At 59.8% G+C, this 13,750-nt stretch carries 7 protein-coding genes; all 7 read right to left on the bottom strand.

The window, feature by feature from the left end:
- Nucleotides 1–59 precede the first annotated feature (59 nt).
- The 7 genes from H9I52_RS09795 to H9I52_RS09765 all read right to left on the bottom strand — a co-directional run bounded on the left by H9I52_RS09795 (nt 60) and on the right by H9I52_RS09765 (nt 13,683).
- Nucleotides 60–359: a hypothetical protein gene (locus tag H9I52_RS09795; RefSeq protein ID WP_187453710.1), complete on the bottom strand. Its 300-nt coding sequence runs from the start codon at nt 357–359 to the stop codon at nt 60–62.
- 283 nt (nt 360–642) lie between these two features.
- The gene (locus tag H9I52_RS09790; RefSeq protein WP_187453709.1) at nt 643–2,337 is read right to left on the bottom strand and encodes a tetratricopeptide repeat protein; all 1,695 of its coding nucleotides are present in this window, start codon (nt 2,335–2,337) and stop codon (nt 643–645) included.
- 461 nt (nt 2,338–2,798) lie between these two features.
- Nucleotides 2,799–3,767 carry a type IX secretion system membrane protein PorP/SprF gene (locus tag H9I52_RS09785; protein ID WP_139517237.1) on the bottom strand — a complete coding sequence of 323 codons (969 nt, stop codon included), beginning with the start codon at nt 3,765–3,767 and terminating at the stop codon, nt 2,799–2,801.
- 54 nt (nt 3,768–3,821) lie between these two features.
- Nucleotides 3,822–8,678, bottom strand: coding sequence for a gliding motility-associated C-terminal domain-containing protein (locus tag H9I52_RS09780; protein ID WP_187453708.1), 4,857 nt, complete (start codon nt 8,676–8,678; stop codon nt 3,822–3,824).
- Nucleotides 8,679–9,166: 488 nt separating this feature from the next.
- Nucleotides 9,167–10,096, bottom strand: coding sequence for a DUF2911 domain-containing protein (locus tag H9I52_RS09775; protein ID WP_187453707.1), 930 nt, complete (start codon nt 10,094–10,096; stop codon nt 9,167–9,169).
- A gap of 291 nt (nt 10,097–10,387) precedes the next feature.
- Entirely contained in the window at nt 10,388–12,157 is a 1,770-nt protein-coding gene (locus H9I52_RS09770) for a sensor histidine kinase (protein ID WP_187453706.1), read from the bottom strand.
- A 161-nt stretch (nt 12,158–12,318) separates the two neighbouring features.
- Nucleotides 12,319–13,683, bottom strand: a complete 1,365-nt coding sequence (locus H9I52_RS09765) for a sigma-54-dependent transcriptional regulator (RefSeq protein WP_187453705.1) — start codon at nt 13,681–13,683, stop codon at nt 12,319–12,321.
- Nucleotides 13,684–13,750: the final 67 nt, after the last annotated feature.

Genomic DNA, 13,750 nt, shown 5'->3' with positions numbered 1-13,750 from the left:
TACTTATACGACCAGCAATAATGACCGTGAATTACCCTTGGTTAGAGCCGTGGGCGGGCTTACCGGAAAGTCAACACGCCAGCGTCCAGCACGAACTGCGCCACGAGCTCGCCCCGGGCCATCCCGTATATGGCATCCCCCTTACCCCCATTGGCAAACATGAGGGTACCGATGATGTTCTCTTCCACCTCCCGGACCAGCGGCTGGTGCTCGTACACCTCACGTGGGCCGGACGCGGCGATGGCGTCTATCCCCGCACGGATTTCTTCGAGAGCTGGGCTGACTTTGCCACCAACCGCATGGAGCCCGATCACGTCGGGTATGAGGAGGCGGTTTAGCACCTTTCCGATAAACAGCATCAGGGTATAAGGTACCTGAACTCTAGAAAAAGTCGCTTGACATAATGCAAGTTATACAGCGTCCCCTCCTACGATTCTATTTTCTTCCCATGGATTACTGCTCCGGGAAAAGAGAATATTTCCATGATAAGTGGGTTGCAAGGGCGTTGCCTTGTCAGGTTCGGGCATGGCAATGAGCTTCTTTAGTATCGGCTATATCGACGCGCTAAGCTTGTAGTTTCAAACCTGGCTAATAGGCACTCGTTTGCCACTCTGATAGGGCTGAGCGCATCTTACAGCGCCCTTATTGCTGTGCGCGCACGTAAAGGCGGGCCGCCGTTAGTTCGGACCTGGGGGAGCTTCCCAAGGGGGCAACAGCGAGCAATTGCCTGAAATAGCTGCTTGCTTTGCCTTGCTCACCCGCCTTTTCGGCTGCTGACCCGGCACCATATAGGCTATTAAGCCGGTTGGGGTGCCTTTTTAAACTGGCTTCGTACGCGACCAGGGCTTGTGCTGGCTGCTGTACCTGCATGAGCATATCTCCGAGTAGCTCGCGGGCCGGAAGCACCTCCCCGGGCGTAACCGGATGTTTTTCGGTGTGGTCCTCCAGGTTGGCAGCGAGCGTCATCAGCCGTACGGCAGCGTTTTGCCGTCCTTCCTTCAGCCGGATCCACGCTTCGCCGGTGGTTATCTGAATTTGCACCTGTTGGGCTTTGTAAGTGTCTTTTTGTTGCGTTAGGCGGGCTTGCAGCCGTTTGAGTTCCTGCAATTCGGTGTTTGCGGCCGGTAGCTGATCGGTGTGAACATCACCCAAAAGTCGCGTAAAATGGACAATGGCATTCTGCCACGGAAACTCCTCCCAGCTGAAATTAGCCTGGGGGCTCGGCAGGGCAGCAGCTTCGCGCCACTGCTTGTTTTCCAATACATACCGGGAAGGAATAGCGGCAAAAGCGTAGGCCACTTTAAAGTTGGCGGGGTGAACCTCGCGGATGGTATTGAGGTACTCCCACTGCCGTTTGGCGAGCGCGTTGTCGCCTTTTTGCAAATAGGCATACATGAGGTAGTCCATGCCGTGCAACTCCTCGTCCCAATGTCCTTTGATGCCGGTCGCCTCTGCATAGCACTGCGCCGAAGCAACCGACTCCAGATTGGACTTGAGGCATTCATCCCACAGGCCCAGCCGCGTGAAGATGTGCGAAGGCATGTGCAGCGCATGGGCGGAGGAAGGAGCGACCGCCGCATATTTTCGGGCCGCAGGCAACGCTAGTTTGGCTAGCGCCGGACTGTCGTAGGCATGAATGAGGTAGTGAATGATGCCGGGGTGGTTGGGCGCCTTGGGGTAGAGCGCCGTCAGAATGGCGCCCGCTTTCTTCTGCTTGGTAAAAGTGGTGTCCGACGGGTCGGCGGCGGCGGTGAGCGCCAGCGCGTGCAAGATGGCAGCTTCTTGGTCGTCGGGGAAGCGGGCCGATAGCTGCTCCATGGCTTTTTCAAAAGCAAGACACCGGGCAGCATGGCTTTCCGTATTCCACCCTTGGTAAAAAGCACCGATTGCCTCCAGATACGCCGCTTCCTTCGGGGACTTACGGGGGAGGCTTTGGGCCAGCGCAATCGCTTTGGCCCCCTTTTGCAATTCGGCTTCGGAAGGGGGCGACCACAAGGGGTGAAAATTGCTCATGGCCACGCCCCAATACGCCATGGCGCAATCCGGGCGCACATGGATGATCTGGGCGAACACTTTCTCCGCTTCCTCATACTCAAAGGAATGCAACAGCTTGAGGGCTAAGTTGAAGTCGGCTTGCGTTTCCGAGGGGCAGGAAGTCGCGAAGTTGAGGGTTCCGAACTGCTGGTCTGCGGGGCCGCAGGTAATTTGCGGTCCTGCTTTCAGGTGTAGGCTAGAAATTGCTTCCTGAGAGGGAATGGCCTTTTTCTCTTTGCAGGTCCAGCTCAGCAGGGCCAAGAAAATAAGAGCGAACCGGGAGATCAACCGTGCGTTTTGCATGACCAGAACCTGCGAAAGGATGGGAGTTGATCGAAATGTAGCTGCCTAATTTAGGATGTTATCAATAAATAATGTAACATTATTTCGTCAATAAAGCAGCTCCCGTATTGGGATGGCCGGCGTAGGCGGCAAAAAAGTAAAGTGGGCGGTCCTGCTAGGGTTGAGAAAGCAGGCAGTGATCGGGGTAGCAAGACGTACGTGCTCCTCTACAGCATCTTAGGAAACATTGCAGCCCAGATTGACCGATGTTCTTGGTGCTTGCAATCCTTTACTAAAGACAGAAGCGCAGCGCTTTGCCAGAATCGAGCAAAGCACTGCGCTTCTTGGGTCTCACTAGTAGCAGCACGGTAAGCATACGGTTTGAACCCTGTCTGGCGTATTGACGCAATAGCGGAACATGTGCTTTATAACACGTTGATTGTCAAATGGTTGTAAGGATGGAGATTTGTCAAGCGTAAAGCTTACCAAAACCGGTTGGTGCACACGACTTGCGCCTTTTTCTTAAGCCTTAAACCCAGCAGCACTTCGTGGCTGCCGCCGTGGTAGCCGGACAGCCCAGAGATGCCGGCATCGTAGGAATAGCCTAGCGTGAGCTGCTCGTAGCTGAAGCCCACCATCGCCACAACCGAGTCGAAGGCGCGCCACGACACGCCGGCCCACAGCAGGTCTTGATACTTGAGTTTGGCGTTGAGGTCGACAGAGAGCGGGGCCGGGTTCACAGCCTTAACCAGCACCGACGGCACCAGCGACCAATCTTTGCTGAGCGGCACCCGCACGCCGGCCGTAGCGAAGTAGTGGCGCTTCAGGGAGTTTTCGCCCGCGTCCACTCCGTTGGGGCTCCCATAAGAGAAGTCGAGCTTGTTGGCCAGCAATTGCGCACCCGACACCCCCACGTAGAAATCAGAGCTGTACACCCACAAGCCTACCGACCCATCCAGCACCCGCGAGGCAGAGCTGGCCGCCTGAGTCGTGGGGTCGAAGAAGTGCAGCATCTGCCCATCAACAGCAAACTGCTGCATGCCCGCCGACACGCCCAGCGCCGCTCGGAGGTTGGGCCTCAGAACCATGTTGTAGGCGTAGGAAACATAGGCGCCTTTGCGGCTCGTGGGCCCGGTGACGTCGTTGTACACCAGGGCCCCCAACGCGTGAAACGGCCGGCGCCGGTCGCGGAGGGTGCGCTTGCTGGTGGTGCGCCACTTGCCGAGCGAGGAGCTGATGCTGGCGTAGTAGGTTTTGGGTGCCCCTTCCAGGCCCGTCCACTGCGTCCGGTAGCTGAACTTAACGTCGATGTAATCCTCCACGCCGGTGGCGCCCGGGTTTAGGATGTAGTTGTTATTCATGTACTGGCTGTACTGCGCCTGCTGCTGGGCCAGAGCCGGAGCGGCAGCTAGGAGCAGTGGGAGCAGCAGTAGAATTAGAGATCTTTTCATAACAGCAATTGCCTTATTGTCAATTGATTATACAAGCCCAGTAAGCCGGCCTAATTAATACAGAATCGTAATCGAACCACTGTAGGACTTGCCCAGCGGGCCTTTCGTGACGACGACGTAGTAGTAAGTACCGACCGGAGCAGGCTGGCCGTTGATGTCGCCGCGCCACTCGTTGGCCCGGCTGTAATTGTTGACCGAGAAAATCCGGTTGCCCCAGCGGTTATACACGCTCACGGTATTGTCGGGAAACTGCTCGATGAACTCAATCTGCCAGGTATCGTCGCGGCCGTCGCCATTGGGCGTGAAGGCGTTGGGAATGCGGATGGGCGGGCGCACAGTCACGGTCACTTGGTCGGCGTCGGCGCAGCCGCCTTCCCCAGCTGAGAGGGTGTAAGTCGTGGTCACCGTGGGCGAGGCCAATGGCCGCAGTGGCTCGTTGCTCGGGAAAGTCAGCCCCGCCGCCGGCGTCCACGTCACGGGATAATTGCCATCGGCCCGCCCTTCCAGCCTCACGGAGGTGCCGGCCAGAATTTCCAGATCGGGACCAGCATCTACATCAACCGGCGGTTGAATCCGTACGGGGATGCCATTAGAAACAGCCGTAACGGGCTGTCCGCACGCGTTAGTTGTGCGCAGGCGCAGCGTCACGGTCTGTCCCGCGCGCAGCGTCGTGCTGGTGAAGACCGGGCCCGTCGCTCCGGCCACGTCATTGCCATTGACCTGCCATTGGTATTCAGGGGCCGGTCCGGCCTCGGTCACGCTGGCGATGTTGAACGTAAGCGGCGCGCCCAAGCAAACGGGGCCGCCCGGTTGCACGGCAATGGCGAGCGTAGGCAGCGGTGTCGGCGTGCGCGTGACGGTTACCGTGGCCACCGCAGGCCCCGAGCTGCACAACCCGGCCGTGGGAGTCACTTCAACCCGAACCTGATCGCCGGTGACCAGCGTGCTGCTGGTGAACGTAGGCCCGCTGGCCACGGCCACGTTGTTGACGAACCAGCGGAAAGTAGGCGCGGCGCCCGCGTTCGTAGCCACTGCCGTGAAGGTCAGGGGCGTACCAGGGCATTGCACGGGCGGGGGCGCCAGAGTCACGCCAGGCGTTACGAGGGGCTGCACCTGCACCGCCACAACATTCGAAACTCCCGTGGAGCAGGTACCCGTGCCCGAAGTCACCCGGCGCCGGAAGTAGGTCGTGGCTGTAAGGGAGCCGGGTGCGTAAGTGGAGGCAGTAGCGCCGCCGATGGGCGTCCAGTTTACATTGTCGGCTGATGATTCCCATTGGTAAGCATAGGTGCCCGTGCCGCCGCTGGCATCGCCGCTGTTGGTGAGCGGCGCCGGCGTAGCGCCCGCACAGATGACCTGGTCGACGGCGATGCTGCCAGCAACTAGTGTCGGTAACACCGTCACCGTCACTGTGTTAGAAGGCGCAGTGGTGCAACCTCCCGAAGTCACCTGCCGGCGGAAATACGTGGTAGTCGTCAGCGGACCGGGTGTGAATGTCGGGCCAGTGGCCCCGCTAATAGCTGTCCAGGTTGTATTATCTGCGGATGATTGCCACTGGTAGCTGTAGCTACCCGTACCGCCTCCGGCGCCCGCAGTGCTGGTAAGGGGAGCAGGTGTGCCGCCAGGGCACACGGATTGGTCCGCGGCGATGGTGCCGGCCGTCAATTCAGGCAACACGGTCACAGTCACCACATTAGAAGGTGCAGTGGTGCAGGCTCCTGAGGTCACCAAGCGGCGGAAGTAAGTAGTGGCCGCGAGCGGACCGGGCGCGAAGGTGTCGCCGGTAGCGCTGGGAATTGCGGTCCAGGTCGCGTTGTCAGCCGACGACTGCCACTGGTAAGCATACGTGCCCGTGCCGCCCGTGGCGCCCGCGGTGCTCGTGAGCGGGGCGGGATTAACTCCAGAGCACAGCGTCTGGTTGGCCGCAATGCTGCCGGCCGTCAGGGCCGGCGCTACGGTGATGGTGACAACATTGGACACGGCCGGAGCGCAGCCACCACCCGAACTCGCTTGGCGGCGGAAGAAGGTAGTAACCGTCAGCGGACCAGGGGCATACGTCGGGTTGGTGGCGCCGGGGATGGCCGTCCAGGTGGTGTTGTCGACTGAGGACTCCCACTGATACGCATACGTACCCGTGCCGCCCGTCGCTGGGGCAACACTGGTAAAGGGGGAGGGTGTGGCGCCTGAGCAAATGTTCTGGTCGGCTGTGATGCTGCCGGCCGTTAGGGCAGGCAATACGGTCAGGGTTACCACATTGGAAGGCGCAGTAGTACAGCCTCCCGAAGTCACCTGCCGGCGTAAGTACGTGGTAGCCGTCAGCGGACCAAGGGCAAGTGTCGGGGTGGTAGCGCCAGGTATTGCGGTCCAAGTATTGTTGTCGATTGAAGCTTCCCACTGATAAGCAAACGTACCCGTGCCACCACCAGCCGGAGCCGCGCTCGTGAGCGGGGCGGGGGTAGCGCCAGGGCACAACGTTTGGTCGGCCGCGATGCTGCCCGCCGTCAAGGCCGGCAGAACCGTGATGGTAACGACGTTGGACGCGGCAGGCGAGCAGCCTCCTGAACTTGCAAGGCGGCGGAAATACGTGGTGGCCGTGAGTTGGCCGGGGGCATAAGTCGGATTCGTGGCCCCGTTTATGGCCGCCCAGGTCGCGTTGTCGGCCGATGATTGCCACTGGTAGGCAACCGCACCCGCGCCGCCGGTAGCGTCCGCTGTGCTGGTGAGCGGGGCCGGCGTAGCACCGGCGCAGACGGCTTGGTCCGCGGCAATACTGCCGACCGCCAAAGCAGGCAATACGTTGATGGTCAATGTATTAGATGCTGCAGCGCAGGGGCCCGAAATTGCCAGGCGGCGAAAGTAGGTAGTGGCCGCGAGCGGGCCGGGCGTGTAGGTGTCGGCGGTGGCGTTCGGGATGGAAGCCCAAGTGGCGTTGTCCGAAGACGACTGCCACTGGTAGGCAACCGTGCCCGTACCGCCCGTGGCGGGGGCCGTGCTGGTGAGCGGGGCTGCCGGACTGCCGGCGCACAGCGTCTGGTTGGCCGTGATGCTGCCCGCCGTCAGGGCCGGCAGAACCGTGATGGCTACCGAAGCAGTAAAGCGGGGTTCGCAGTAAGGACCTGATTGATTAGGCAGCAGCAACTGCGCGCGCCGACGGAAATAGGTCGTGCCGGCTGGCAGTGAACTTGATGGTTGGTAAGTAGCGCCAGTGGCTCCTCCTATAGCCGTGAAAGTGGCATTATCCGTTGACGATTCCCACTGATAAACGAGCGGCAAACCGGCGTCGCTGGAACCATTGGCGGTGCTGGTAAGAGCGGCCGGCGCGGTTCCGGCGCACAGCGTCTGAGGAGCAGCAATGCTACCCGGCACAGGCAAATCCGGCACCAGAATACCGCCCGAGCTTTCGCGACAGAAGCACGCAGTCGTGATGCGTAATGTCACGGTGTAATTGCCGGGCGTAGCATACGTGTGAACGGGATTTTCAAGTGTTGAGGTAGCACCGTCACCAAAGGTCCAGGCGTAGGTTTTTCCGTCGAACTCAATGGGCGGGGCCCTGAAAGTGATTTGCCTGCAACCCGTTATCTCCGCGCTAGGGCCCACGCGCAGCAGCGAGCTTTGGTTGAAGTTGACCAGGCCCAGGCCACTCAGGCGGCCGCCCAGTTGCAGGCTGTCGTCGGCATAGCGCGCTTTGGCCCCCAGCGAGTCGGGGTAGGCGATGAAGCCCAGCGCCGGCTGGTTGTCGCGGGCCACGTAAATCTTGCCATCGGGCGCGGCTTGCATAGACCCCAGGTTGACAGTGGTTTTCTGCTTGAGCGGAACATCCTGCTTGGTAACCGGCCCGTTGCCGCTGATGTCGAATTGCAGCAGCTTGGGCGGATTTAACACCGTGGCGTAGAGGTAGTTGCCGCCCGAAAACTCGACCCCGTAGTATTTGCCCTCGCCCTTGTCAACAATATACGGAACCTGCGGGTTGACGCTAACCTGACCCGTGCCGGTATCGAAACCAAACAGCTCGACGGTGCTGGTGCTGTCGTTTAGGGTCTCGCTGTAGCGGGCTAGGGCCAAGCGTTGGCCATCGGGGGTGACCTTCATCTGGCCTTTGTAGCCCAGGGTGTTCGTTGCACTTAGCGCGTGCACGGAACCCACCGTCGAGACGACGGGTACGTCGATGAGGACCGGACCTACATAGCCGGCTGCTTGCCGCACGCGGTAGGCCAGAAAGGCATCGCCCCGGTTGTCATTGCCGGCTTTGGCATCACCCCAGCCGTGCGTGATCACCCAGATATCGCAGCCGTTTTTATGGAATACACCCGTTATTTTTTCCGCCGTGCCGCGGGCCAGGGGGGTATTCTTGGTAGCGGCTATGACGGTACCCGGCCCACCACCCGCGGGAATGTCTATTTCCGAGTAACTAAGGCCCACGGTACTGTTCAGGGTGAAGAGCAGGTAGCGCGTCGGTTGGCCCGGCACAGGTATGCCCGGCATCTTGATGGGAAGCGGGCCATCGGTATTGAAGCGGCTGCCCGCCAGCCCCGTACCGTTGGTCATCACGGTGCCGTCGGCGTTCCAGACGGTTTCGCCGTTGCTGTAGAAGAGAATCTTACCGTTGCGATCCGACATCACGCCGGAGCCGGCGGGGGCATCCATCGCCCCATCGGTCAGCACCGTGGGCGGAATGGAATCGGTGGCCTGGTTGAAGTCGAGGCCCGCCTTGAAGCCGAAGTACCAGGTGTTGGCGAACTTCTCGTCCGCCGCGCATTCTGGCGGGGGCGGAGGGGCCGTTTGCGCGCGGGCCGTCGTGGCCGCGCCACTCAGCAGCACAAGCAACAGCATCAGCAGCCAACACGCAGCCGGCCGCACCCGCCTGGCCGGGTGCCGTCCGCTGACGCCAGCCGGCTGGGTAGGCTCAGGCATATATAGGCAGGTACTAGTAGTAGAAGATAGGGCAGGATGCGATAGCTCTGCGGGCATAGTGGGGCAGGTAAGTGGGTGGACAGGTAAGCAGCTCTCAAAAAGAGAAACACCACTCACCGCCCTTGAGGAACGGAGCCTAATGGCCAGTTACCACTAAAAAAGCGTCGCTAGCCAGTTCCACTAAAGTTACACACTACCGGCTAGGTTTATGCAAATCATTGTCCGAATAGTGATAAAGGTTTCCGCCAGCAGCTCCTTTCGGACCAGCTTAATCTGTCAGCTCCTCAATACTGCCTGTTTTTACCGCGAAGCAATGCCTTGATGTTCCGTAACGGAGTCCTATTAGCTTCATTTTGGGAGCTTCACGATGAACACTTCCCGGATAGTAGATAGATGTTGCCCACCCGTCAGCCAAGGACCAAGCAACAAAAAAGGGGTCCTGCGCAGCATGCTGCGCAGGACCCCTTTTTTGTTGCCTGTACTAGGACCTAGTATGCTTTTGATTGCCACTCCGTAAGGGCGATGCGCATGTTAGGCTGTTGGGCTTTGAACGAGGCGTCGTCTTTGTCGCCGAGCTTGAGGGCTTTGCGGGCGTACACAACGGCCGTGCCGAAGTCTTGTTGGGCGGCCAGCAGGCGGGCTTTGATCCAATTGTTGGCGTAGGTATCGTTTAGCTTGATCGACTCGTTGATGTAACGAAGGGCCAGCTCAGCTTGTAAGTTATTCTGTACCAAGTAGTCAGCGGCTTGCGCCAAAAGCTGCCAGTCGTCGGGTTTGGCGCTCAGCGTCTTTTCGATTCCGGCCAGCACTTGGTTGTGCACCTGCGTTTCGATGAGCAGCGTGAGGGTACGTTTTTCCCAAGTAAGGTTGAGGTGCGCGCCGGTAGGCTGAACTTCCGAAAACCAGTAAAGCAGGGTTTCGTGAAACGGAGCCGGTTCGGGCATGGCCGCTACCCGCAGCTGGTCGTCTTTGGCATCGTAGCCTTCGTTGCCCCAATGCGTCGTGACGCGGTTGAGGATGATTTCCCAATCCTTATCGGCGTGCGGAATGACGTAGAACGAGTACCGGCCGGCTGGCACGGCTTTGCCATTGAGCGTGATAGGTTGGGAAAAGCTGATCACCGTGTTTTCGTTGGCGCCCGCTCGCCAAACTTGCTCATACGGCACGAGCTGGCCCCAAACCGGCCGGTTTTTCACGCCCGGCGCGTGGTAGTCAATGCCTACTTCCGTCAGGCCGATGGTTTGGGTAAGGACAGCGTGCGGACTGACTTGCGGCAACGGAAGCTGCGGGGGCGTGGCAGTTGTTGTAGCCGCCGGAGCCCCGGCCGCGGGCGTTTCCGAGCCTTGGGCCAGCGCACCATTGCCCGCTAGTAAGCACTGAAAACCAAGGAATAAGCCAACGAGATGATACGTACGCATGGATGCAAAGAGGTGATGAGCAGGCAACGCAGAACAGAAAAACAGGCTACAGCACACCGAAACAATGGTGCCAACCCTGAAAAACAGATGAAGAAAACAGCTTAGCTACTAACGCAGAAGCACATAGCCTGTTGTTCGACTATAACTAAATCTTAGCAATTGCACGGGTCACCGCCTGCCAAGCGGTGACCCGTGATGCCGCAAAAATAGCAGAATTGCTATAAATTATCTATAGACAAGAATCTATTGAACATTGTATAGAAAGCACAGGGCGAAGGCAGCCTATCTGCTTCAGGATACAATGGGCAGCGTAAAATGAAAGTTGCTGCCGCTGCCGGGGGCGCTTTCTACCCAGAGTTTGCCGCCTTGTGCCGCGATGAATTCCCGCGAAATGCTCAGCCCCAGCCCAGAGCTGCCGGGGTGGTCGCTCACATTCGGGATGTGCGCAAACCGCTGGAAGATGCGTTCATGGTGCTCGGCCGCAATGCCGGGCCCGCAATCCTGTACGCTCACCTGCACCATATCTTCCTGTAACGTAGCCCGAACCATAAGGCGCTCACCCAGAGGCGAATAGCGAATGGCGTTAGCCAGCAGATTAATCAGCACCCACGTGGTCTTTTCTACGTCGGCGCGCACGGTGGGCAAGTCGGGGGCCAAGTGCGCTTCGAGGCTGAGCTGCTTGTCGTCGAGTTGGGCGCGCACGGTGTCAGTGGCGTAACGCACGACGTCGGTTAGAGGCACGGCCTGCTTGTTGAGCTTGATGCCGGCGCCCGCGTCGAGGCGGGCTACGTCGAGCAACTCGCCGACCATGCGCAACAGGCGCTGGGTTTCCTGTCGGATGCCGCTGGCAATCCGTTGGCGCTCGGCCACGTCGGTGCGCTCGTCTTGTAAGAGCTTCAGGCTCAGGTTAATACTGGCAAGCGGAGTTTTGAATTCGTGCGAGACCGTCGCCAGAAAGTTCGACTTTACCTGGTCCAGCTTTTTGAAGTCCGACACGTTGCGTAGCGACAGAATATAGCCCGCAAACTCGGTTTTGTCGACGGCTTCGTTGAAGGAGACAATGTTGCTGACCGACACGCGGTAAAAGGTTTCTTCGCCCTTGCGCATGATCGTAATCAGGGGCAAGTTAGCCACGGCTTCCTGCGGGCGGGGCGCGTTGAGGGGCGTGAGCAGCTCGCGCAACAGGTCGCTTTCCTGGGCCACTTCTTCGGCCGGCCTCCCAACCAAGGCCTCGACGGGCTTCTCAAACAGGGCACACGCGACGGGGTTGGCCAAGATAATGCGCCGGTTCTGGTCGACGAGCAGCAGGCCTTCGTCGAGGCTGTGCACGATGCTTTCCATGCGGTTGCGCTCCGTAATCAGCTCGGCGCGGGTGGCGCTGCGTAAGTCCTGCATCTGGCCCAGCATGCGGTTGAAGGCTTGCGCTACGGTGCCTACCTCGTCGTGTTTTTCAATCGGGACGCCGTTGCTAAGATCCTGATCAGTAGCGTATTCGATGCCCGCACTCAGGCGACGCAGGGGCCGCACCACCACGCGCGGCAGCCGCACCACCAACGATACCCCCAGCAAGGTGCTCAGGCCCATCAGCAGCAGAATAGCGCGGCGCGAATCCGCCGCTTTTTGGGAAAGGCGACGCATGCGGGTTTCGAACGCTGCCGCGTTGAGGTTGTCGAGGCGGTGCGCCTCTTTGCGCAGCGTTTGCAGCTTGGCAGTTTGCTCCGAAAGCGGCGCACTGTGATCCAGAAGGCGCTGAAACCCCGACAGGTTCTGGGCCAGGCTGTCGGCTAAGGCTTGCTCGCCGGGCTCGGTGATGTTGCGGGCTTCGCGGATCAGTGCCCGGCCAAACTGCGTCAGGCCGCTGGGCGCCGTGGCTGGGGTTTCCATCAGGTCCAGGGCTTGCAGCATTTGCTGGCCTTGCAGCATGGAGTAAAAGTTGGCTTGCTCCAGGGTGTGCGTAGCCCGTTCGAGGTTGCGGATGGCGAAGAAGGCATACGCCCCCAGGCCCAGCAGGAGACCGAGCATCGTCAGAATGCTCAGCCTTATTTTGATTTTCAGGCTCATGAAAATGCCGTTTGCGGCCAATAGGGCGAATAGAAGGAGGGTGCAGCGCCTGCTCCGCTTACCGGCGCCAGGCAAGGATTAGAAATTACAGCGCGTACGCGTATAAGTTAAGTATTTGATATACAAATAGTTATAGTAGTAACGCGGTTGCATAGCGTCGCTTAACCGGCCAGGTCGTACTCTTGCAGCTTGCGGTACAGTGTCGTCAGGCCGATGCCGAGTTGGCGGGCCGCTTCGGTTTTGTTGCCTTGCACGTCGTGGAGCACCTGCCGGATGTGGCGTGCTTCCACGGCCCGCAGGCTCACACTGTCTGGGTCGGCGTCGGGGCTGGCGGCGCGGGGCAATACGTGAAACTCGTCGGGCAGGAAGCCGGCCGCCAGCGGCTCGCCGCCGGGGGCCAGAATGGCGGCGCGCTCCAGTACATTTTTGAGTTCGCGCACGTTGCCGGGCCATTCGTATTGCTGGAGCAGACGCAGGCATTCGTCGTCGAGGCCGGGCAGACGCTTCTTGAGCTTGGCCGCAAAATATTGCAGAAAGTAGCTGGCCAGCACGGGCACGTCGGTTGCGCGCTCTTTAAGCGAGGGCACCGGAATGGTAAATACCGACAGGCGGTAATACAGATCGGGGCGAAACCGGCTTTCGGCGGCTTCCTGCCGCAGGTTGCGGTTGGTGGCCGCCACCAGGCGCACGTTTACGCCCATGGGTTTGGTGTCACCGAGCTTGGTAAACTGCTGCAACTCCAACACCCGCAAGAACTTAGCTTGTACGTTCAGTTCCAGCTCCCCGATCTCATCCAGAAACAGCGTGCCGCCGTTAGCTTCTTCCAACAGGCCTTTTTTGTCGGCCATGGCCCCGGTGAAAGCGCCTTTGCGGTAGCCGAACAGCTCCGATTCGAGCAAATCGCGTGGGAAAGCACTGCAATTGACGGCCACAAACGGCTTGCTGCGGCGCTGGCTCGCCTCGTGAATGGCCTGGGCAAACAGTTCTTTGCCCGAGCCCGTGGGGCCTTCCAGCAGCACGGTGCTGTCGGTGGGAGCCACTTGCTCGCCCAAGCGCTGGGCCCGCCGCAACGCCGGCGAACTGCCAATCATCGACTCGAAGCTGTGCAGGCGGCCCACTTGCCGCTCTAGTTCGGCCACGCGGTGGCGCAGCCGGGCTTTTTCGGCCGCTCGCTCTACAATTACCAGGAGTTGATCGTCAGAATCGCCTTTGGTCAGGTAATCGAAAGCGCCGTGCTTCATGGCCCGCACCCCGTCGGGGATGGTGCCGTAGGCCGTCATCAGAATTACTTCTGCATCAGGGGCTTTGGCCTTGAGCTTAGGCAACAGCTCCAGGCCGTTGGAGTCGGGCAGGCGCACGTCGGAGAGCACCACGAGCACTTCCTGGGCGTGCTGCTCCAGGATTTCCAGCCCCCGCCGCCCGTCGATGGCTTGCAGCACCGTGTAGCCTTCCAGCTCCAAGACCCGCGCCAGCAGCTGCCGCAGCCGGGTTTCTTCGTCGATGATGAGCAGCGTACCGGTGGGCATGGCGTGGGGAATGTTAGATGTTGAAGGTAGAGCTGGAGAAGGGAAGGTTGCCCCAGGAGCGCGTGGC

Origin of the sequence: Hymenobacter sp. BT491 (genome assembly GCF_014349165.1) — a bacterium.
GTDB classification, from domain to species: Bacteria; Bacteroidota; Bacteroidia; order Cytophagales; family Hymenobacteraceae; genus Hymenobacter; species Hymenobacter jejuensis.
Note: the sequence above shows the minus strand (reverse complement) of the source record. Positions and strands in the feature narration are given on the sequence as shown.

What these genes read in the sequence shown, in the direction of transcription:
- H9I52_RS09785 (WP_139517237.1), bottom strand. Translation starts at nt 3,767, where the DNA reads ATGAAAAGATCTCTAATTCTACTGCTGCTCCCACTGCTCCTAGCTGCC.
- H9I52_RS09790 (WP_187453709.1), bottom strand. Translation starts at nt 2,337, where the DNA reads ATGCAAAACGCACGGTTGATCTCCCGGTTCGCTCTTATTTTCTTGGCC.
- H9I52_RS09770 (WP_187453706.1), bottom strand. Translation starts at nt 12,157, where the DNA reads ATGAGCCTGAAAATCAAAATAAGGCTGAGCATTCTGACGATGCTCGGT.
- H9I52_RS09765 (WP_187453705.1), bottom strand. Translation starts at nt 13,683, where the DNA reads ATGCCCACCGGTACGCTGCTCATCATCGACGAAGAAACCCGGCTGCGG.
- H9I52_RS09780 (WP_187453708.1), bottom strand. Translation starts at nt 8,678, where the DNA reads ATGCCTGAGCCTACCCAGCCGGCTGGCGTCAGCGGACGGCACCCGGCC.
- H9I52_RS09795 (WP_187453710.1), bottom strand. Translation starts at nt 359, where the DNA reads ATGCTGTTTATCGGAAAGGTGCTAAACCGCCTCCTCATACCCGACGTG.
- H9I52_RS09775 (WP_187453707.1), bottom strand. Translation starts at nt 10,096, where the DNA reads ATGCGTACGTATCATCTCGTTGGCTTATTCCTTGGTTTTCAGTGCTTA.